Here is a 23147-nt window from a genome sequence, read left to right on the forward strand (position 1 = left end):
GCATGTGACAAACACACAGTGGTCCGTAAAACTCCATACATAACACTGGTGACGTAATGTTCAATAACCTGAAAGATTTAGTGCAAGGGGCGTTTCTTTAAATATTTATCCTGGGAGAGATTGTTGCGATAATCTTTGGGAGTGGTTCCTGCGAATTGCTTGAAGTACCTGGTGATATTATCAGTGTTGTTAAAGTTCATTTCGTCAGCTATTTGCTGAACAGTAAGCTCGGAGTTTTCCAACAGAAATTTAATTCTTTGGATTCTTACTTTTTTTATTTCGTCCAGTATAGAACTTTTGATAACCTGCTGAAATTTCCTTTCAAGATTCCGGCGAGATAAAAGTGTAGCGTTAACAACATCGTCAACCGAAATTTCTTTCACTGGTGCTGTATTGGTTATATAGTACAAAGCTGTACGCAGCTGCTCATCGTCAATGGCGAGCGCATTTGTAGAATTGCGGGTTATAACATTTCCAGGCTCTTCTACAATATCAAAAGCCGGCTTTTCTTCAAATTCAATCCACAAACTTAAGGCCGCCGCAGCTTTAAAGCCAGATTGCTCTCCGTTGGTTTCAATGCTTGACAGTGTAGGGTTTGACATATCACAGATCATTGTATCATTATCTACTCCCAACACAGAAAAATCATCAGGCACTCTTCCTCCCATTTCTTTTATCACTTCCAGCAAATGAATATTCAATTCATCATTGACCGAGAAAATTGCGCAAGGTTTTTCTATGCCGGCCAGCCATCCTGTAAGTTTTTCCGGCAAATATTCCCACAATACATTTGTGTTGTCAAAAACAAAAGAATTCACATTGAAACCCAATCTGTTAACTTCCCCTATATAACCCGCCTGCCTCTCCAGCGACCATTGAAAATCTTTGAATCCCAAAAAAGCGAAGTTCTTATAACCCTTCGAAATAAAATATACAGCAGCCGTCTCTCCTATCGCTTTGTTGCGTCCCCATAAATTTATTTTGTCTTTGTACAAATTAGTGTGAGGCGAAATGATAAGGGGTATATCCAAACCAAGGAGTCTTTCAAAACCTTCTATCTCTCTTGTTAAGATACCGTCCGGCTTCCACGCTATTACGCGGTCGATGAGCGTTTTTTGATTTTCCCGATGTATGTAGTTAGGAGAAAAGGCGAAGAAAATAAACTTGTTGTGTATCTTATTAAAATTGGTAAATCCCAATAATATGTCCCTGTCATAGGCGCGGGAAACATCCACAAGCACAGCAATCTTTAGCTTCTTATTCAAGTGAGAGATTATTAATGGTAAAGAAAATCTCTCTAAAGATAAATGAAAATTAAAAAGTCAAAATTCAAAATTCGGCTGGCTGCTTATCTTTTGACTTTTGACTTTTAATTTTGAGTTACTACTGTAATTATCCGGCTTTATACAAATTTTTCCAATCAACTTTAGGCACATTCGTTAATGATCCCAACTCTTTATCACCGTCAAACAAAAGTGGGAAAAAGCGGCTATCAAGCACCTGGTCCTGTTCCATTGCAGGAAAGCCATGCAAGGCATCCAAACGTTCATAATTGGCCGTATTGCCAAGCGTTCCGTCAGCCATTGAATTGATCACCACCGCCCTTCTTGGCCTCTCTGAATGGTTTGCGTACGAGCCATGCATGGTCAATGGATGATGGAAACTTGCATAACCTTTTGGCAATTCATTTGCAACTTTGGATTCGAAAATTCTATTCTGCTCCTGAGTCAGCACCTGCGTCACCGCATCCATATCGCCTGTTAGTCCGGTAATGGGAAGCAAACCCCATTTATGACTACCCGGAACATAATACAAGCAACCATTATCAGTCGTAGCATTGTCCAAACCTATCCAGCATGTCAGGTGATGCATTGGCTTGGTAAATGTCCAATACGAAAAATCCTGGTGCCATGCAACAACCCCACCGTGTTTTGCGGGCTTGCAGAACAATTGATCATGAAATAACCTGAATGATTTTCCGAGCAGTTGATAAGCTGCCATGCGGTAGGCCGGCGACCAAATAAGGTCATGAAACCCCGGTGTAACCCGCCAGCCGCCAATTGCATGAAAAAGCACTTTGCTGGGATCTACTGATTCGTTACTCTCATAGTGATAAAACAACTTTTTTTCTTCAGGAGTTACTGATTGCAGTTTTACCAGTTCGTTATTTAACAAATCAACCTGCTCTTCAGTTAATATTTTGATGCCGGAAATAAATCCGTTTTCCTCGAATGACTTTACCTGTTCTTCTGTTAGCATGTATTGTTCCCATTCCGCTGCAGTTGATGGTTGATGGAAAAGGTTTGCAACAGGCGTGCTATGATCTGCAAGATCAAATGATAGCGATGGCGATGTTAATTCCTTCATATAGCGTCGTTATTATTTCTAAGTAATTGCTTTATTGTTCAAATCCTCACAAGCCTTTTTGTTAGCCTTGCTCCTGAATTGAGAATCATTTTACCAAGTTAGCATAGAGAAATAGCTTGACAGGTTTCAGTTTGCGGAAAAAAACAGTCATTTTGCGTACGCCGGAAAGGCCTTACACCCTAAGAAAATATTTTGTAAGTATATTGATTGTTGTCTTTTGTGATTTTTACAACACAACCGTACGGTAAGGAAAAAGCTGAGAAAGAATCTTTTAGTGGTGTATTGGAGAGGTAAGACAATAGGCTTCTGATAACGCCACCATGAGTAACAATAGCAACCGGTGCCGGCTGGATAAACTGATGGAAAAGTTGTACACTTCGTTCGTAAAGTTGCACATAATTTTCTCCGTTAGGAACGCATACGTTTACAAAGTCTGCCATCCACAGCTGCGTTTCATCGTTAGGTATTTCATCCCATTTTTTTAGTTCCCAATCACCGAAGTTCATTTCTTTTAACCCATCGTGAAATTGAACAGCGACCTGCGGAAACAATGCCTCAGCCAGCTTTCGACAACGCTGCAAAGGGCTGCAATGCACCTGTTGTATGCCTAAGGGTAAATGAGGCTTAATCTGCGAAGCTTCCTGATGGAAAGTTTCGGTTACATCAATATTCGCTTGCCCGTAACAAACGCCTTTGGCCACATTGGGGGTTGTATGACGAATCAAATAAATTTCCATAGTAGAACAATGCCGATGTAAAAAGCAATTTCGCAAACCTGCTGGGTAGCGCCTGCACAATCGCCGGTTTGACCTCCAATCCATTTGTAAAAATATTTGCCCAGCAAAACCCTCGCAATAATGACCAATAGCAATGGCAACAGATCTACCGCCGGAAGAAATAAAAACGGCAATAGGCCTCCGGCAAACGCGATGCACAACTCCACAGCATTAAGCTTTCTATCGGCAACCGGCTTCGACTTGCTTTGATCTGCGTCAGTTACATAATCGTATTGCTGCAACAGCGTAACTGCCGCCAACCTGCTACTGCTATGCGCGGCAACAATGATAAAAAGGAATACAGGCAGCGATTGTCGCGTCGCCAGCATTTCCATTATAAAAAATTTACTGCTGAGAATTGCGATAAGACCAATAACGCCGTAGGTTCCCAGGCGACTGTCTTTCATGATGATCAATATTTTTTCCTTTGTCCAGCCGCCACCAAAAGCATCACACACATCTGCAAATCCATCTTCATGAAAAGCCCCTGTTGTTAGGATGCTTACGATCATCATAAACAGAATTGACAGGTGCATTGGAAAAACAAGTTGGAAAAAATAAAATGACAACGCGTTAATGGCGCCTACAAGCAGCCCTACCCATGGGAAATAGCGCGCCGATTTTTGCAACATATCTTGTCCATGGCCAATTGAATGGGGCACCGGTATGCGCGTAAAAAACATTACTGCGGTGAGGAAAATATCGCGTTCGTTTTTAAGTCGTTGCGGTACAGACATTGTGCTAATTAACAATTAATAATTAATAATTAATATTTTACCTCTCTGTAAATTTGATCTTCCCTTCGTTTGTAACATCGAAAGATAAATTCAAATGGAACGTGGATTTTCATGATTTTTATATTTTCTATTTTTTTCGTTGACTAAAGTAAACGGCAATGAATCAGGTTGAACATGCTGCAACTATTTTTTCAATCTTGAAGTCTATTTTAACACAGTATGTTGCGCTATTAATTATTATTTATTAATTATTAATTATTAATTCAACATCAGCCCTCTCTGCTTGCTTCGCGCCACTTACAGACGCGCTTTCAAAACTCGCCATTTGATTTAAAAAATTTACAGCAGATTGTATTAGTGGCATTGCCAATGCGGCTCCAGTACCTTCTCCCAAACGCATGCCCAGATGCAGAAGCGGCTTGGCTCCCAAAAAATGCAGCATAGTCGCATGTGCCTGCTCGTTACTCTGATGCGCAAAAATGCAGTATCGCAACATGTCAGGGTGCAGCTGTTGTGCAATTAACAATGCACTGGTCGCAATAAAACCATCTACTACTATGATCATGTCGTTTTCAGCGGCTGCTGTCATCGCACCTACCATCATGGCGATTTCAAATCCTCCAACCGTGGCCAGTAGTTGTATCGGGTCCTCTTTAAGTGTTTGTAGCTGGTGCAAAGCAAATACATCTTTCAGGGTTTCAATTTTTGTTTGCAATTGCGCATCATTCGTTCCCGTTCCCCGACCTGCGCAAAGCTCAATTGATTGGCCCGTAATGGCGCTCATGATCAATGCGGCGGCAGAAGTATTGCCGATGCCCATTTCGCCAAAGCCAATGCAATTGCAATTGTTGTGTCGTATTCTTTCAACCATCAGTTTGCCAAAGGCTATAGCTTCTTTACACTGTTCAACAGTCATTGCCGCCTGTTCCAGGTAATTTGCTGTTCCCTTTGCAATTTTGTTGTGAACGATGGGAAGCCGGGGATCGAAGTCAAAGTTTACACCTGCATCCACTACAAAAAGCTGTAAGTTATGCTGCTTGCAAAACACATTGATGGCTGCGCCTCCTGCTACAAAGTTGAGTACCATTTGTGCAGTAACAGCTTGTGGAAACGGATTAACCAACCCTTTCGCTGCAATGCCATGATCGCCTGCAAAAACAACAATGGTCGGGCTTATGACAGACGGCGACGTGGTGTTCTGTATAAGGCCAACCTGAAGCGCAATGTCTTCCAGTAATCCAAGCGCTCCTTGCGGTTTAGTTTTATTGTCAATGACATCTTGTAACTTTTGTCTCATGTTGTTCATCCCTATTATTTTAAAAAATCAGATTGATAAAATACACCGTATACTGCCTTCAACTTTTAACGAAAACAGGAATGCCTGCAACCATAAATACAGCTTTCTTCGCCTTGGCTGCGATATATTGATTGGCCCATCCCTGGAGATCCACAAACTTTCTGCCCATTTCAGTATCTGCATGTAGTCCCATGCCGATCTCATTACTCACAATGAAGAAAGTGCCGGGATGGTTATCTAATTCATCTATTTCTTTTTTCAACGCATCAAGGCTGGCGTGAATATCCTGTTCGTATTTTAAAAAGAAATTGGTGAGCCAGAGTGTAACGCAGTCCACTACTACAACACGGTCGGCTATGGGGAGTTTGCTCACATGCATTGGCTCTTCCAGCGCGGTCCATCTTTCATCGCGATCTGCTTTATGTCTTGTTACTCTTTGTTCAAATTCAGCATCCATCACATTTGCGGTAGCAACATATACTGGATTGTCCGATAGACTCAACGCCTCTTTCTGCGCATAGCTGCTTTTGCCGCTCCTGGCACCGCCGGTAATAAAGTAAATCATTGGGAAGTTCTGTTTAGCGCCTTTGTTGAAGTATATCCTGACGTGGTGACCTTTACAAATCAGGCATTCCGTCCTTGCGGGGGAATGCCTGATTGTTATCTAATCGTTTTTTTGTAATTGTTAAACATCTAAGCAACTGCATTCACTTGCCTTAGCTGCGGATATTGCTGTTGCAGCCATTCAAATGTACCGAAGAGAAGGGCGCTGTAAACAATTGCGCCAGCCGCAAACCTCAGTTCATAAGGTATCGCAGCAATCATGCAAAGCGTCCATCCCTGAAAATCTTTAGTGTACATAGTACCATCGAGCCAAACACCAAAGTCCGTAACGATCCAGTGTATAAGCACACAAACAATCGCTGCACTGAGTACATTTAGCACAGTTACTTTTTTCACCATTAGTTTACCTGCAAGCGTCATCAATACAAAAGCGCCGTAGGTCCAATACCAGCCCATGTATAAAAAGCCTGTATTGTATTGCTTGTAAACAGTAAGCGATAATATAACATCGCTGGCAAACAGGCTTAGCAGTGATAATGTAAACGGTTTAAGCCTTCCGCTAAAATAGGTACCGCCAAACAAAGCCATTGCGCCGATGGGCGTAAACGTGGCGAGGGGACTCATTTCAGTGCTGAAGTTTGTAAGTATCCTGATCAAAGCCACCACCGTAATAATGACTAGTAACGTTAGATACCGGGGATTGATTTTTTCGATGGACATTCGTAGATGTTTAGTTTATAAATTTATTGTTGAAAATGCTTGACGAAGAATGAACTTTCGAATAATGAAAGAGTAGAAAAGCAACAACGTGTCCTTGTAAAAAATCATCGTAGCTGCATCTCCGGCTTTTCTCCCGAAAGCTCAGTGATCCCGTTTGAACCTGGCAGGTCTTCTGGCTCGCTTATGTCTGAATGCCTTCCCGTGAAAAAAACAGTGGCTTGAAGTTTCCGACATTGACTAAAGATAATTTTGCATCCTTACTCACAAAGCTTACAGCTACGGGGATAGCGCCGGTTTTGCACCGGACTTCCCTTTTAATGGCGCGTGCGCCAACCAAGTTCGCGACAAAACTAATTAAATTGTTCTACAATTATTGAGACTGTTTCGCATCGACTGCGGATATACGAAAAGAATGTTTTCCATTTTTAGATCGGATTAATGTCTACCCTACAGACAAAACACAACATAACGATCAAAAAATCTATGAACCAAAACCAAACTTGGGTGTTACTACTTCGATGATTGACAACTCCCCCCTCTTTTAATATTCCCTGGCTACTACTGGAGAAATAAAAAATAGTGTAATAAATAATACACGCCTTCAGTGTTTTTCAGGAGCAATCATCTTCTCATTAACAATCAAATAACAGCACTATGAACAACATGAAATTAGGATCATGTAAGCTTTTGTTTTTTGCATTGGTTGGGGCGATCACCGCTTTTACAACTACCGGGTGTAACCAAAACGGTAGTAAGGGTAACCAACCGGCAGTTGCCGTCGGCGATTCAAGCGGCTCGCCGGCATTTAAGGGGAAAATAGAATTGGATGTGCGCAATTCCACAGCCGACTGGACGCCTTTTGTACCAAAACAGGCGCCTGCCGGTTCGCCTAATGTCTTAATTATTTTGTACGATGATACAGGCGAATCTGCCTGGTCCACGTATGGCGGCGCGATCAATATGCCTACACTCGACAGCCTTGCTGCGGGTGGACTTACTTACACACAATGGCACACATGCGCGTTGTGTTCGCCAACACGTTCTACCATTCTTACCGGAAGAAACCATACCCTAAATGGCATGGCAGCGATTACCGAAGCAGCCAATGGTTTTCCGGGCGCAAGTGGTCGCATTCCCGAACAGTGTGCCACGCTCGCCGATATCATGAAAGACAACGGCTGGAGCACCTACTGGCTGGGTAAAGATCATAATGTACCAGAACAGGATATAGCTGCCGGCGCCGGCCGCTCAATGTGGCCACTACAAATGGGCTTTGAGCGCTTTTATGGATATCTTGGTGGAGAAACCAACCAGTGGTATCCGGATCTTGTAAAAGACAATGATTTTATTGACCCGCCCTATAGTCCAAAAGAAGGTTATCATTTGTCAAAAGACCTGGCGGATAATGCCATTAAAATGATCAGCGATCAAAAAGGAAGCAACCCTTCAAAGCCGTGGTTCATGTGGTTCAATCCCGGCGCCAATCATGCGCCACACCATGCACCCGCCGAATATATTGCCAAATACAAAGGCAAATTTGACGAAGGTTATGAAGCTTACAGAAGCTGGGTTTTGCAACGGATGATAGACAAAGGTGTTTTGCCAAAAGGCACTAAACTTACACCAATTAATCCGATGCCACAGGATGCGGCGAATCCGGCTGACATGGTAAGACCATGGAATACGCTTAGTGCAGATGAAAAGAAACTGTTTGCGCACATGGCAGAAGTATACGCAGGTTTTTCCGAATATACAGATGCACAGGTCGGCCGTGTAATTCAATATTTGAAAGCATCAGGACAATTTGATAACACAGTAATTTTTTATGCTGCAGACAATGGTGCTTCAGGCGAAGGCAGCCCCAGTGGTTCTGTAAATGAAAATAAATTTTTCAATGGCTACCCCGATGATATTGCCGAGAATATGAAGTACATGAAGACATTGGGTGGCCCAGACACTTATAACCACTATCCGACTGGATGGGCAGTAGCATTTTCAAGTCCTTACCAGATGTTTAAACGCTATTCGCAATATTCAGGTGGCACTGCCTGCCCGTTGGTGATATCCTGGCCAAAAGGCATCAAAGCAAAGGGCGAACTAAGGGATCAATATCATCATTCAGTTGACATTGTTCCAACCATACTGGATATCTGCGGACTTAAAATGCCCGATGTGTATCATGGCGTTAAACAGTACCCGCTTTCTGGCGTTTCGATGAAATACAGTTTTGATGCAAAGCAAAAAGATCCCACACAAAAACATGTGCAATATTATGTGATGCTGGGTACGCGTGGCATTTGGAAAGACGGATGGAAAGCATCTGCGGTCCATGCTCCACTAACAGGCAAGGGTAATTTTGACAAAGACAGCTGGCAACTCTATCACACGGACGAAGATCGTTCAGAGTCAACTGATCTTGCCAAACAAAATCCCGAAAAGCTAAAAGAGCTACAAGATCTCTGGCTGGAAGAAGCCAAGAAGAATTTTGGCCTCCCCCTTGATGATCGCACAGCTGTTGAACAATTGGGCCTTGAACGTCCTGCGCAGGAGCCGGCAAGGGACCGCTATATTTACTATCCCGGCACAGAACCTGTACCAGAAGGAGTTGCTGTAAATGTAAGGGGGCGCAGTTATAAAATACTGGCAAATGTCGAACTAAAAGCAAATGCTTCCGGCGTCATTTTCGCACACGGCTCGCGTTTTGGTGGCCATTCTCTTTTCATCAAAGACCGTAAGCTCTATTATGTGTACAATTTCCTGGGCATTAAACCAGAACAGGTATTTTCATCCGGGCCTTTACCTCCCGGTAAATATACTTTGGGCGTTGAGTTTACAAAAGATTCGACAGGCAAATTCGGAGAGTCTACAGGCACATTAAAATTATATGTGAACGATAAGGTAGTGGCACAGGGCCCTATGCGTACCCAATCCGGCAAGTTCACCCTTTCAGGTGATGGCTTGTGTATTGGTTATGACAGCGGAGATGCGGTGAGTGGTCTCTACACAACACCAGGCGCATTTAAAAATGGAACCATCCAATTTGTAGGTGTTACAGTTGAAGGAAAACCATATGTCGATCTTGAGGCAGAGGCAAAAAGAGCAATGATGTCCTACTAACTATAGCTATTTTAGCCCGGCCTGCCGCATATTGCAAACAGCGCATATACGGCAGGTCGGGCTTATTACGTTAAATTGGCCTGATCCAAATTGCCTGTCCACCCGATCCGAGCAAATGCGCATCCAACACAGTTTTGCTGTTTACTACAATTTGCTTCATCGCGACTTTTGTTCTTACTGTTGAGGCTGGATCATCATAATAAATAGTTGCTTTAAATTTCTTTCCGGCAGGCAAGAAAGAACAAACGATCTTAATATCCCTTGCATCATTGTTGGTGATGCTTCCCACAAACCATTCACTGTTCTTTTTGCGGGCAATGGTTATGTACTTTCCTATTTCACCATCCAGCACTTTTGTATCATCCCAAACCGTTGGCAAATGATCAAAGAACTCGAGTTCCGGTTCGTCTTTTGAATCTTCCGGTTTATCATACCAGTACATAAATTGCAGCGGACTATAATACACAACAGACAAAGCCATTTGATGCATCGAAGTTGTTTTCAGCACTCGTGCATTCTGGGTTTCTGCTAATCTTGGTTTTAGTTCCGGACGGTGGTAGTAGCAAATAGTATAGTCAGCAGGGCCACACAGGAATCTCGTGAAAGGCAGAATGGCATTGTTGTTTGCTTCCGGCATTTCTTCATTGCCTCTTACACCTTCCTGCGTTAAAAGATTAGGATATGTTCTGCTAAAACCGGTTGGCCTGTATTCGTCATGTATATCCACCATTAAATGATGCGCTGCACATTTTTTAACGGCCTCGTGAAGCCATTGCGTCCAGTGAAAGGAGCCTACATTCACAAATCCAAACTTAAGACCGGCAATGCCCCATTTCTCGTAGAGCGGCAATAATGTATCTAACTGTTTGGCCAGTGCGATTTGGTTGACGTATAAGAAAACACCAATGCCTTTTTGTTTTGCATATTGAACTACCTCCGGTAAGTTCAAATCATTTTTCGGATTGCGGCGCGGGTCCACATTTACAGCAGTGGCATCCGACGTACTATCATACTCGTAACCGTACCATCCGGCATCAAAATGAATGTATTGAAGTTTACGCTTCACCGCAAAGTCTACTACATCCTTTGCACCTTGTGTTGAGAGAGATATTTCCCTGATAATTTTTCCTGGTTTTATCCAGTCCGTATTTTTTATCGCGCAGGCATCATTTAGATTCAGGATAATGTCGTTATTCTGCAAAAGGTCCGTTGCTTTCTCTGCGATCATTGCTACATGCCATGGCGTTTCAAAAGGAGCAGACAACTCTACTTTGTCAAACATGGAACACACAATGGTATTTGGCTTTGCTGGATGTAATGCAAACTTCGTTCTGCAATAATCTACCACTTTTGCTTCTGCTAACGAAACAAACAATCCGTTGTTCAGCTGCAACGTTAGCGGTCGTTCTGCTTCTCCGCGCCAGTCTTTTAAAGGTAGCAACCGGTACTCGCCTTGTGCATGATCTGTAAACCATGCGCTCGTATTTTCGGGCATTGCATACTCCGTTAAATCCTTGCTGATCACAATATCCGAACTGCCAGCAGGATGTTCCGGAAAGCAATAGCGAAACGCAATACCTTCGTTGTAGGCTCTTACTTCTAATTGAATAACCTGTCTTTCATTATTGTTTTTCCAAAAAGAAAAAACAGCTGAGTTGTAATGATCGAGAACTATATTTCTTTCGCCATATACAGGCTTCCACGAAGTATCTTTTTTAGCGGTAGTAACGGAATGCAAATTCAAATGATCCCAACCGTCTATTCCCAATGCAGATGATTTGATAATCTCTTTTTTTTGATAGAAAGCGGAGTAACTTATTCCTCCATTCACAACCGATAGTTGAAAATTAATTTTTCCATTGGGTGAAAAAAGGGAATGGCTATCCTGTGCATTACCTGCCAACGCAAGCATGCTCATAGCTATCAACATTATAACCCGGGGAATAGTGATATATCTTGAAATCAAACTATAGTCTTTTTTATTTGGCTATCGTAATTCTTCAACTGATTGCCTGCTGTTATTCTCAGATCTAATTCTTTGCAGTTATCAATGTAGTTGCCGTCGTGAGCCCTGCTCCCTTTGCATTTACCTTGATTGTTCCTGCCTGGCCTTTCTTAGCTTTCACTATTACCAATGCCATCCCGTTATACGCTGGCCGCTCGTGGCTTTGGAACGAAACAAAACTGGTCGCATCGCCGTTGTCTGTGGCTACTATCTCTCCCGGTCCTTCAATGTCGAATGTAACGACAGGATGAGAACGCGGCACTGTCATTCCTGCTGCATCCTGAACCTTTAGTGTAATAAAGGCCAGATCAGTTCCGTCATTTTTTATTTGTTTGCGATCTGGCTGAAGCGCCAGCTTTGCCGCGTCACCAGTGGTTTTCACTATATCTGTAGCCCATTGCTTACCGTCCTTATAACAAATCACTTTCAATTCGCCCGGCACATATTTTACATCATTCCACACGAGACGAAAATCTTCTCCTTCTGTTTTCTTCTTTCTTCCAAGACTCTTGCCGTTTAAAAACAACTCCGCTTCATCGCCTGAAGTGTACACGTTTACGGGCACAATGGAGTCAATTCTTTCCTGCCAGTTCCAGTGAGGGAAAATATGCGCAACCGGCAAAGACGGCCGCCAGTGCGACTGATAACTATAGAAACGATCTTTAGGAAAACCTGCAAGATCTATAATGCCGAAATAACTGCTCCTGGAAGGCGGATTTTTTTTGCGGATCTTTTCCAGTTCTGCTTCGAGTTCCGCTTTCTTCGTAGCATCGGTGCGGAAATTCAAAAGGTTGGTTTCATCTGAATTATAAGGAGTGGGCTCACCAAGATAATCAAAGCCTGTCCATACAAATTCTCCCAGCAAGTGAGGGAATTTTGCATTCGTCCTGAATTGCTGATCAGGCGAACATCCCCAGCCCGGTTCCGCATGATCATAGGAAGATATCTGCCAGTTTTGATAATCGTTGCCACCAAAAAAATACTCACCGCGGGAGCTGATGCAGGAAGATGTTTCACTGCCAATCGTTGGCTTGTTGGCATAACGTGGATCAGCATCCCACACCGGTTGCTGGCTGAAGAAATAATTCACGCCCATGATGTCAAGCGCTACTGCGGCACCAGACTTACGGCCACCATCCGGATCGTTGTAGCCATTGGAAACAGGCCTTGTAGGATCAGTTTTATGCACGATATCCACGAGGTGTTTGGTAAGTTCAACATTCTGTTGTTCCATTACTTCGTTACCAATGGACCAGATAAATACGGAAGGGTGGTTACGATCGCGACGAACAAGTGCGTTGAGGTCTTTCTCATGCCATTCGTCAAAGAGTTTATTGTAATCATTTTTACGTTTCCCTTTTTTCCATGCATCAAATGCTTCATCCCAAACAAGGAAACCCATTTTATCTGCCATCTCCAGTAATTCAGGAGCAGGAGGATTGTGTGATGTGCGCAAGGCATTACAACCCATATCTTTTAGCATGACCAACTGCCTTGTCAATGCGCTTAAATTGAACGCAGCGCCAAGTGCCCCAAGATCATGATGGTTGCAGGTTCCCTGTATCTCTACCCTTTTGCCATTTAGCAAAAACCCGTTGCGGGCCGTAAACTCAAGGGTTCTGATTCCAAATGGTGTGGTGTATGTATCTACGGTTTTTCCGGCAACACTTATCGTGGTGATGGCAACATACCGCTGAGGCTTTTCCAGGCTCCATCTTTTAGGGTTTGCTACTGTTAACTGTGATGCGATGTCTTTTTCATCGCCTGCATTTAAAGCAATATTTGAAGACGTAGAAGATATGATCTTGTTGTTATAACGATTGAACGAGTCCAGTTCATACACAACTGTGCGCACACTTGCCTGTTGTTGCTTTTGAGACTCGTTGGCAACGGTTACTGCGAGATTAACCATTGCTGCCTTGTCATTAACTTCAGGAGTGGTAATATAAGTGCCCCAGTTAGCTACGTGTACAGGATTGGTTTTTACGAGCCATACGTGGCGGTAAATGCCCGCACCGGGATACCAGCGCGAGTCCCAGCTTTCTGTATCGAGCCTCACGGCGATCACGTTTTCTTTACCGGGCAAGAGATAAGGCGTAAGGTCCATGCGAAATGAGGTATAGCCATATGGCCACGTGCCGATATAATGCCCGTTCAGCCATATTTTAGCATAGGCCATCGCTCCATCAAAATCTATAAAAACTTTTTTGCCTGCATCAGCCGCGGGAACAGTAAAATGTTTGCGGTACCAGCCAATTCCTTTCCATGGAAGTTTTCCGGTTGATCCGTCCAATTCAATTCGGAAAGGACCTGTAATGGCCCAGTCGTGCGGAAGATCTACTTTTTGCCAGCCGGCATCATTGTATGAAACAGATTCCAGCCCTGACGGCTCGTCCTTTTTGGTACCATCTGCCTGCAATCCAAAACGCGAAAACTGCCAGGCATCGTCAAACAAAATAGCATTTGTTGCACCCATTCTACCAATGGGCTTTTGCGCAACCGCAGTGTTGATGCCATATAAAAAATGGATAGAAAAGACAGAAAACAACGAAATGGTAAAAAAACGGCATTTCATAACAAGCAATAAATTTTACTACAATGATAATTATAATCTACGGGAGATTGGTGTTGACACAACGTATTGGTAAGCGGATGGCAACAGGTCACCAATGGTTTCAATCCGCTCTGGTAAAGGCAGGGCAGTCTTCTACAGTACTTTTTCTATTCTCTCCTTATCACTATTCTGCATTAGTTTGTCATCATCCTATACTAAATTTTTGTGTTCCGGTGGCCTGCCCTATGTTAGTTGATGTCGTTACTAAAGGTAGCAGACACAGTTGATCCTGCCATTTCTTTTACCGGCAAATCCACATGCAGTTTTTTTTGTTTTCCTGTTTTAATATTTTGCACCGTAATGTTGACTGCAGCTTCTGACTGTGTTGGGTCAGCAACATAAATAGTCGCATTTGACTGACCTGCATTTCTTATCATGGTGATGCAAGGTTTATCTACACTAAAAGAAAATCCTGCAACTTGAATTTTCCCTGCTTTGTAAAAAACAATTTGAATTACACCCAAACCTACATGTTGCACAGCCTGCATTGAATCGTTGTTGGCAATAACATGAATTTGTTTGCCATTGTATTCTTTCATCTCTGCCACATTATTCACGGCGGGCAACACAATGTAACTGTACGAGGCATTGATTGGCTTCGCACCGTGATTAAACCAAAGCTTGAACACTTTTTCACTTAGCGGTTCATCAGCAAACGAATTATTGATCCTGCTCCAATTGCCCGTTTGCGCAGCACTTGAAATACGCATGTCACCGCCCTGGGGAAAGTAATAGCCAATGCTATCGTGCCAAACCCAGGCAGCTTCTTTTGAAGAAATGATAACCGGCTCTTTCTTCAATGCTTTTTGTTTTTTATCACTTGTAAAAATATCTCCGCGAAGCCAGCACTGATTAACCGTTGTAGTAACCGGCTCATCAGCCTCGCTGCGAATACCTGCGCCCAGGCAAACAATTTCGCGATCAAAAAGAAACCATGATTTTTTTAATTGCACACTGTCGTACTGCTGCATATAAGCGGATGCTGTATACGCGCCATCACTTACACCTCCGGCAAATGCAGTGCTACCCTGCTCTCCCCACTGAACAATTGTTGGGCGGTCATTGACATAGTCTCTTGAAGTAACGCCGGGAATTTTGTCCCATTCCCAAACGGGCATGATGTTATAATATTCCAACCCGCTTCTTTGTATGTTGGTAGAGCCGTCTGACAAATATTTTCCCAATAAATTTTCGAGGTTACCTGTTTCACATCTTTTTGTTCTTGTGCTCACCATTCTTACATTGAAAGAATATTGAGGCCGCGAGTGAATGGTGTAGTCAGCTATCCAAAAGTATCTGTCGAATGCTTTTACATCGAACGATGCAGATTTAACTCCTGATGTTCTTTGTGCTGCCGCGTTCCAGTCTTCACTATGTAAAGGATCGATTTCGTTCATAAGCGCAAGACGCTTCTCTTCGCCATGCTTGTACAATGCATTTTTGCGACTGATTCCGCGGCCTTCGATATTAAAATCCGACCAGGCTCCGCGTATCGCTTTTAAATAAGTGTTACGATAATAACCAGACAACAACGCAAGCCTGCTTTCATCCAATGCATAGATGGTGCCATGCACATAATACGCCATGCCCACAATGCCCGTGAGAAATACATTGCCATAGCTTGATATTTGCAATTGCGGGCCATGTTGCAGGTACGAAAAATCATATTGCAAACCTTCTTTGTAATGCACGAGTGTCAGCGGTTCAAAAATCTGGCTCACGGCCAGTGAAAACAATGCAGTATCCGACGTTAGCAATGCACGATAGAAATAATGCAGGGCAACATCTGTTTTATTGGCGCCTGTTTGCTTGAAAACATCGCCACGTTTCATCCGCTGTATCAGTGAGTCTTCAAGGCTTTGCGGCAATTGTTGTTTTGCATAGCGCATGCCTATCAATAGTTCGCCGAGATTCTGCGGAGTGCCTATTTCATTGTGCCACCAGTTCGCGCTTTTGGGGTCTGCACTGTACCAATATTCAAACGCGTGCTGAATAGCATTGAAAAGACTGTCACCATACACTGCTCCTTCTGCGGTATATGCATTTACTAAAACACGGAGACGTTCGAGATGAGCGGCAGGTTTCCATTTTGCAATCGTGCGGTCGGTGTAGTCAACATCGTTCCATTTACCAGTTGGCTGAATACTTCTGATCAGCTTGTAAATAGTTGCTGATGAAGCAGCACCTGTTTTTGTCTGTTGCCACACTCTGTTCATAATCGTATCGAAAACCGGCAAACGTTCAGATGTTTTTTCAAAAATGCCACCATGCAGCGGCCCGCTATAGGCCGGCTGCAGGCAACATACCCAACAAATAAAAATGACCGTCTTTAATATTTTTATGTTTTGCAACATGGAAGAAGTAGTGAGTTTTGAGTGATGAGTTTCTAATTCAGTGATGCATCAGCGGTGTCAGGTTCCCACATTTTCAATTTTCAACTTTCAATTTTCAACTCAATAACCTTGTATTTTTTTCAGTAGCTCACCTAACGCTTTCACTGTCTCCGGTTGCTTTTCCGCGAGGTTATTTTTTTCCCCGATGTCATTACTCAGATCATACAATTGCGCTTTGGGATTGTTGCCAAGCTCAGTGTTTGTCAGCTTGTTCAGTGCGGCGCCATTGCTGGGAGCAATATATTTCCAGTTGCCTTCGATGATAGCGTAAGTATCACTGTCGAGCACGAGCCAGCTTCGCCCCTGTTTGGTTTTTCCTGTCAATGCATTAAGCATGTTTTGGCTATCTGTCGCTTCGGATGCTGCCAATGGTTGTTGCAACAATTTGGAAAACGAAGCAATAAAATCGATCTGGCAAACCAACGCATCAGAAACGGAAGGCTTAACGTTGCCAGGCCAGCTTACAAGCAAAGGTATGCGTGTGCCCGCTTCGAAAGCACTGTATTTACCGCCTCTCAAAGGCCCCCATGGTGTATGGCCATTCAGTTGCGTTACCGCGCCATCCACATAGCCGTCGTCCAGCACAGGCCCATTGTCACTGCTAAAGATGATGATGGTATTTTTTGCAATACCGGCAGCAGTCACTTGTTGCATGATTTCTCCTACAGCCCAATCCAGTTGCAGAATGGCATCGCCTCTAAAACCAAGGCCCGACTTACCTTTGAACATGGTGCTGGGCATACGCGGAACATGCGGTTCGGTTAAAGCATAGTATAAAAAGAATGGTTTGCTTTTATTGTTATCTATGAAGGATTTTGCTTTAGTCAAAAATGTAAGGGGCATCTCTTCGTCTGTCCAGCGAGCTGTGTGGCCGCCACTCATATAGCCAATGCGGCCAATGCCATTTACGATGGTGTTATCATGTCCCTGACCGGGCGATGATTTCATTTTCAGCAACTCAGGATGCTCTTTACCTGTAGGGTCGTTGCCTATAGGCTTTTTATAATCCACCGCAATTGGGTCAGCTTTGTCCAAAGCCACGACCTTGCCATTTTCTACAAACACCGATGGTACCCTGTCAGCCGTTGCAGGAAAAATAAATGAATAGTCAAATCCCACTTCATTCGGGCCCGGTTTTATTTCTTCGTTCCAATTTTTTGCCACCGCATCTCCCAGCCCTAAATGCCATTTGCCCACAATGCCTGTGGTATAACCTGCCTTTTGAAACAACTTTGGTAATGTGGTGGTATTTGTTGGAACGATCAACGCCGCATCGCCGGGTAATATGGCGGTGCCGGTTCTGCGCCAGGGATACTGCCCTGTCATTAATGCATAACGGGAAGGTGTACACGTAGCAGAAGTGGAGTGAGCGTTTGTAAACCGTACACTCTGCGCAGCCAGTCTGTCGAGGTTTGGCGTGTGTAATTTTGTAGCACCATAGCAACTCAGGTCGCCGTAGCCAAGATCATCTACATAAATAAAGATTACATTGGGTCGCTGTGCAAAGCCTGCGAGTGCCCATAAACTAAAGAAACAAACAATCAGATATTTGCGCATGTCGGTATGTATTGGGTGGTACTTTGCAAATCCACGTGAATTTATGAGCATTTTTTTTAAGCAAAAGATAAAAATGCGCCCTTTTAAGGACACAATGATGTTCTATTTTATCACAGTCAATTGCAACCAGTTCGATGCAGCTGCTTTGCCAGAGCAATTAAAATTCAACGCTGCCGAAATATTCCGGCAAATGAAAATTAGGCGCTGCCGATTCAATATTTGACCAAGCCACAAAATGCGGATCGCTTAACAGATCTCCGCATTTGTAAAAATTTGCCCTACAGCTGGTGCCTTGCAACGCGTTAATAGATGAATGAACAAAACTGCTAACCGGAATGGCTGCCGTCAGTTCCCACTGAATGTCATCATCTTCATGATGAATAATACTGGCGTGTGTAACGATGCTTTTCATCACCTCCTTTTCCAAAAATTGCCTTTCAGTTTTTGAGGGGCCAAAGGCAGCAAGAAAATTACCAAAACAGTTGAATTCAAAATTGTAATATCCTTTTTCACCGCTATCAAAGGATACAAAAAACTCAACACAGCTATCTTCCCAAACTGAGCCCTGCAGCTGATTTGCCTGGGCCCTTATCTCTTTTTCCTTCACGAAATATTTCAGGAAAATATAATCATTTGAATAACCAATGGAGAAAGAAACATGCGGCATGTAGGCATATTCTTTCCACGGTGCAAACTTCATTGTATGTCGACTTATTCCATTCATAATCTCCGCGACTTCTCTTATCCCTTCCCGTTTAAAATCAACAGAAAGAAAGCTTGCTTTTACTTTTTCTTTTACCGGAGTGACATTCATAATAGCATCATTTTTTGAGCGAAATGCAAATAAGCAACCGCTGATAAATTTGGTAATAGCTTAACTGGCAATGGGGCAGAAATGTATTTTTCAATAACTACCACTCCTGCCTCTCTATCAAACATACTCTTATCTTTTATTTAAAAATTGCGCAAACGGTTGATATGATTTGCTATCGTGCTTATGACTACTTTAGGTTGGAAAATAACGATGTATGCAAAATAAACAACCAGGCTCTGCTAATGTGATGGCAATTATGGGATTGCTGTTCTTTGTATTTGGATTTGTAACGTGGCTGAACGGGCCACTCATTACTTATGTAAAACTTGCCTTTGAATTAGACTCCGATTCAAAAGCATTCATGGTTACCACTGCTTTTTATATGGCCTATTTCTTCCTGGCCCTTCCTTCCTCATGGATATTGGAAAAAACAGGCATGAAGAAAGGCATGAGCCTCGGATTGCTTGTAATGGCAATAGGTACTTTTATTTTTGGCCAGTTTGCTACGCATCGCAATTATCCAATGTCGCTGACAGGACTATTCGTGATCGGCTCGGGACTTTCATTACTGCAAACCGCATCCAATCCATACCTCAGCATCATTGGCCCCATTGAAAGCGCCGCACGCCGAATCAGCATCGTAGGCATTTGTAATAAAGTGGCAGGCATCATCAGTCCAATGTTGATCAGTGGCCTTATTCTAAAAGGCGTAACAACACTTGAAGACAAAGTAAAAGCGACTACAGATGCAGCTCAACGCAGTATTATCCTGGATGACTTTTCTCAAAAAATATACACGCCCTATTTGTGCATGTCCGTATTGCTATTGATTCTCGCAATCTGGATATTATATTCATCTCTTCCTGAAGTAAAGTCTTCTGTACAAAACAAGCAAACTGTTGAAGCCGGTACTAAAGAAAAAAGCAGCCTTTTTGAATTTCCTCATTTGTGGTTGGGTGCCGTTTGCATATTTGTGTATGTAGGCGTAGAGGTAATGGCGGGTGACGCAATTGGCACTTATGGCAAAGGATTTCACATTTCAACAGAAGAAACAAAATATTTCACTTCTTATACATTGGCCGCGATGTTGTTGGGCTACCTCATCGGTTTGTTTACCATTCCAAAATATATTTCGCAACAAACGGCATTGAAATACTCAGCCATTTTGGGTATATGCTTTAGCGGTGCAGCATTTGTTACCAGCGGATACGTTTCCGTGTTCTTTGTTGCCCTGCTTGGCTTGGCAAATGCCACCATGTGGCCCGCCATTTTTCCACTTGCCATCAATGGCCTTGGAAAATTTACAGAGAAAGGATCGGCGATATTGATCATGGGAATTGCAGGCGGTGCCATCATTCCTAAAATATTCGCAAGCCTCAAAGAGGTGTATCATTTCCAGGCTGTCTTCTTTGTACTCATGGCCACATGCTATTTGTTCATTCTTTACTATGCTGTAAAGGGATATAAGACAGGTCAAAAACAACAACTTACACTAGAACCTCAATACACTTAACAAAGTAATGGAAACAACATTAGTAGTTCTTGCTGCGGGTATGGCATCAAGATATGGAAGTCTTAAACAGATTGACAAATTCGGCCCTGCCGGAGAAAGCATTATTGATTACTCAATTTATGATGCCATTGAAGCGGGCTTCACCAATGTGGTGTTTGTGATTCGCCAGGAATTTGAAGCAGATTTTAAAGAAATATTTGAACCACGTTTTGCAGATCGCATCACCATTCGTTATGCTTATCAAACGCTTGATTCATTTACCGGAAATCATAGCATTCCTGCAAGCCGCACAAAACCCTGGGGAACAGGCCATGCTGTGCTTTGCACCCGCGAACAGGTGAAGGGCCCATTTGCAGTAATTAATGCTGATGATTTTTATGGAAAAGATGCGTTTAAGAAAGCATATGCATTCTTAACAAAAGAATCATCAAACCATTTGTGGGCAAACATCTGCTACGAATTGCCCAACACACTTTCTGACCATGGGCCTGTAAGTCGCGGTATTTGCGAAATCAATGCTGATGGAAATATCACTTCGGTAACAGAGAGAACAAAAGTATTTCGCCAGGCAGATCAAATAGTATTTGAAGAAGCAGACGGATTGTTTCCGATCAGCGAAAAAGCCAAAGCGTCAATGAACTTCTGGTGCTTCGCTCCTAACGTTTTTGATTTCTTGTCATCGATGTTTGATACATTTCTTGGCCAACACATGAATGAAGCTAAATCGGAATTTTACATTCCTTCTGTTGCTGATGAATTCATTAAAACCGGACAAGGTAAGATCAAAGCCGTTACTACTTCAGAGAAATGGTTTGGCGTTACCTACAAAGAGGACAAACCGATTGTGCAGGAGTGCATCAACAGCTTGGTGGAAAGCCGTTGTTACCCTGCTGCGCTGTGGCCGGAAAAAACACTTGAGCAATAAACAATATTATTATAATAAATTAAAACTCCTTGCCCTTTCGGGGTTCTAGCCCCTCTCCTTTGGAGAGGGGTTGGGGTGAGGTCAAAGAAAGGATCATGTCACTCATAAAAAGTATTTCAGGCATCAGGGGAACGATCGGCGGAAAGCCGGGAGTAAACTTCACGCCTGTAGATATCGTAAAATTTACTGCAGCCTATGGATCATGGTTGCTGGAAAAAGGTAAAGGGAAAAAAGTTGTTGTTGGCCGCGATGGGCGCATGAGCGGATCAATGGTGAACCACCTTGTAGTGAATACATTGCTTGGACTTGGCATAGATGTGCTGGATGCAGGGCTTAGCACTACGCCAACCGTTGAAATGGCTGTAGTGTGGGAACAAGCGGATGGCGGCATCATCATTACAGCGAGCCATAATCCCATGCAATGGAACGCTTTAAAACTCCTCAATAATCACGGTGAATTTATTAGTGCCGAAGATGGTTTGAACATTCTTGAGAAAGCAGCAAATGAAAGATTTGAATTTGCCAACGTAAACACACTGGGCAAGTCGTTTCAAATAAATGGGCTGATTGACAAACACGTTGAGTCAATCCTTAAATTAAACTATGTCGACAAAGCTGCCATCGGGAAAAAGCAATTCAAAGTGGTGGTAGATGTTATCAATTCAACGGGAGCAATAGCTATTCCGCAACTATTGGAATCATTGGGAGTAGAAAATGCCATCATCATCAATAGTGAAATCACGGGCAATTTTGCACACAATCCTGAACCACTTCCGGAGCATTTAACGCAGCTGTATGAAGCAGTGAAATTGCATAATGCAGATTTTGGCATTTCTGTAGACCCTGATGTAGACAGGCTTTGCTTTGTTTGCGAAGACGGCACTTTCTTTGGAGAAGAATATACTTTGGTGGCTGTGGCAAACTATGTGCTTCAATTAAAAAAAGGTAGCACTGTAAGTAATTTAAGCAGTTCAAGAGCATTAAGGGATGTCACACGTGAACATGGTTGCAATTATTATGCTGCTGCTGTTGGCGAAGTAAATGTGGTAAAGAAAATGAAAGAGGTAAACGCCGTGATTGGTGGTGAAGGAAACGGCGGCATCATTCTGCCGGAGCTCCATTATGGTCGCGATGCGTTGGTGGGCGTAGCGCTGTTTCTTTCTGCGCTGGCAAAATTTGAAGGAACAATATCTGCGTTCCGCAAAACCTTCCCTGATTACCACATGGCAAAAAAGAAAGTGGACCTTGCAGCCGACGTTCAAATTACAGACATTCTTGCAAAAGTCCGCTCCGCTTATGCTGATGAAAAAATAAATACAGAAGACGGTTTGAAGATAGATTTAGAAGAAGGCTGGATCCATTTAAGAGCATCGAACACCGAGCCGATCATAAGGATCTATACAGAAGCCACAACGAAAGAAACCGCGGAGCAATTCGCGAACGATGTGATGAATATTTTCTAATACCAGCAAAGATGCTTGCGTCTCTAAGATTACCACTAAGTCACTAAGGACACTAAGCCGCACTAAGGACATCTCTTAGTGAAACTTAGTGCCCTTAGTGACTCAGTGGTAAAAAAACTCTTGCACTGCCAGCGTGCATCCCTGGGCGGGCCCGAGGGGTCTGGGTATCTCTCATATTTCTTGTTGTTGTTACATTACAACTCAGATCCCTCGCGCTTTACAATAACAATCTTCACTTCAATCAAATAATTTTAAACAACTTACTTATCTTAACAGCATCGAATT

General features: G+C 43.1%; 16 protein-coding genes and 1 riboswitch. Of the genes, 4 read left to right on the plus strand and 12 right to left on the minus strand.

The window, feature by feature from the left end; all coding sequences use genetic code 11:
• Positions 1-77: 77 nt before the first annotated feature.
• The 7 genes from KTO63_RS13760 to KTO63_RS13790 form a co-directional block, all read right to left on the minus strand.
• Positions 78-1265 (minus strand): XylR family transcriptional regulator, encoded by a 1188-nt coding sequence (locus tag KTO63_RS13760; RefSeq protein ID WP_217791907.1) that lies wholly within the window; start codon positions 1263-1265, stop codon positions 78-80.
• A gap of 127 nt (positions 1266-1392) precedes the next feature.
• Complete coding sequence (locus KTO63_RS13765; RefSeq protein ID WP_217791908.1) at positions 1393-2367, minus strand: phytanoyl-CoA dioxygenase family protein; 975 nt, start codon at positions 2365-2367, stop codon at positions 1393-1395.
• Positions 2368-2546: 179 nt separating this feature from the next.
• On the minus strand, positions 2547-3104 hold the full coding sequence (cobC, locus tag KTO63_RS13770; protein WP_217791909.1) for an alpha-ribazole phosphatase: 558 nt from the start codon (positions 3102-3104) through the stop codon (positions 2547-2549).
• Positions 3089-3880, minus strand: coding sequence for an adenosylcobinamide-GDP ribazoletransferase (locus KTO63_RS13775; protein WP_217791910.1), 792 nt, complete (start codon positions 3878-3880; stop codon positions 3089-3091). The genes cobC and KTO63_RS13775 overlap by 16 nt, the downstream gene beginning before the upstream one ends.
• A gap of 244 nt (positions 3881-4124) precedes the next feature.
• On the minus strand, positions 4125-5186 hold the full coding sequence (gene cobT / locus KTO63_RS13780) for a nicotinate-nucleotide--dimethylbenzimidazole phosphoribosyltransferase (RefSeq protein ID WP_217791911.1): 1062 nt from the start codon (positions 5184-5186) through the stop codon (positions 4125-4127).
• A 49-nt stretch (positions 5187-5235) separates the two neighbouring features.
• Positions 5236-5742, minus strand: coding sequence for a bifunctional adenosylcobinamide kinase/adenosylcobinamide-phosphate guanylyltransferase (locus tag KTO63_RS13785; RefSeq protein WP_217791912.1), 507 nt, complete (start codon positions 5740-5742; stop codon positions 5236-5238).
• Between the two features lie 128 nt (positions 5743-5870).
• Positions 5871-6461: a DUF6580 family putative transport protein gene (locus tag KTO63_RS13790; RefSeq protein WP_217791913.1), complete on the minus strand. Its 591-nt coding sequence runs from the start codon at positions 6459-6461 to the stop codon at positions 5871-5873.
• Positions 6462-6606: 145 nt separating this feature from the next.
• Positions 6607-6814: riboswitch (cobalamin riboswitch) on the minus strand.
• Between the two features lie 301 nt (positions 6815-7115).
• On the opposite strand from KTO63_RS13790, the gene KTO63_RS13795 reads away from it, so the two are divergent.
• Positions 7116-9578, plus strand: a complete 2463-nt coding sequence (locus tag KTO63_RS13795) for an arylsulfatase (protein ID WP_232373173.1) — start codon at positions 7116-7118, stop codon at positions 9576-9578.
• A 70-nt stretch (positions 9579-9648) separates the two neighbouring features.
• On the opposite strand, the gene KTO63_RS13800 is transcribed toward KTO63_RS13795, so the two are convergent.
• From KTO63_RS13800 to KTO63_RS13820, 5 genes are all read right to left on the minus strand, one after another.
• Positions 9649-11496 carry a glycoside hydrolase family 97 protein gene (locus KTO63_RS13800; RefSeq protein WP_232373174.1) on the minus strand — a complete coding sequence of 616 codons (1848 nt, stop codon included), beginning with the start codon at positions 11494-11496 and terminating at the stop codon, positions 9649-9651.
• Between the two features lie 112 nt (positions 11497-11608).
• Positions 11609-14158 (minus strand): beta-galactosidase GalB, encoded by a 2550-nt coding sequence (galB, locus tag KTO63_RS13805; protein WP_217791914.1) that lies wholly within the window; start codon positions 14156-14158, stop codon positions 11609-11611.
• Positions 14159-14385: 227 nt separating this feature from the next.
• Complete coding sequence (locus tag KTO63_RS13810; protein ID WP_217791915.1) at positions 14386-16551, minus strand: polysaccharide lyase 8 family protein; 2166 nt, start codon at positions 16549-16551, stop codon at positions 14386-14388.
• 99 nt (positions 16552-16650) lie between these two features.
• A complete protein-coding gene (locus KTO63_RS13815; protein WP_232373175.1) occupies positions 16651-18198 on the minus strand; it encodes a sulfatase family protein in 1548 nt (515 codons plus the stop codon).
• A 106-nt stretch (positions 18199-18304) separates the two neighbouring features.
• Complete coding sequence (locus KTO63_RS13820) at positions 18305-18961, minus strand: carbohydrate-binding family 9-like protein (protein WP_217791916.1); 657 nt, start codon at positions 18959-18961, stop codon at positions 18305-18307.
• Between the two features lie 214 nt (positions 18962-19175).
• Here KTO63_RS13820 and KTO63_RS13825 point away from each other — a divergent pair, with 214 nt between their 5' ends.
• The 3 genes from KTO63_RS13825 to glmM all read left to right on the plus strand — a co-directional run bounded on the left by KTO63_RS13825 (position 19176) and on the right by glmM (position 22862).
• Positions 19176-20474, plus strand: a complete 1299-nt coding sequence (locus KTO63_RS13825) for a sugar MFS transporter (RefSeq protein WP_217791917.1) — start codon at positions 19176-19178, stop codon at positions 20472-20474.
• Positions 20475-20481: 7 nt separating this feature from the next.
• Positions 20482-21399, plus strand: a complete 918-nt coding sequence (locus KTO63_RS13830) for a sugar phosphate nucleotidyltransferase (RefSeq protein ID WP_217791918.1) — start codon at positions 20482-20484, stop codon at positions 21397-21399.
• A 95-nt stretch (positions 21400-21494) separates the two neighbouring features.
• The gene (gene glmM / locus KTO63_RS13835) at positions 21495-22862 is read left to right on the plus strand and encodes a phosphoglucosamine mutase (RefSeq protein ID WP_217791919.1); all 1368 of its coding nucleotides are present in this window, start codon (positions 21495-21497) and stop codon (positions 22860-22862) included.
• The last annotated feature ends 285 nt before the right edge of the window (positions 22863-23147 follow it).

The sequence above is a fragment of the Pinibacter aurantiacus genome (genome assembly GCF_019130065.1).
Lineage (GTDB): Bacteria > Bacteroidota > Bacteroidia > Chitinophagales > Chitinophagaceae > Pinibacter > Pinibacter aurantiacus.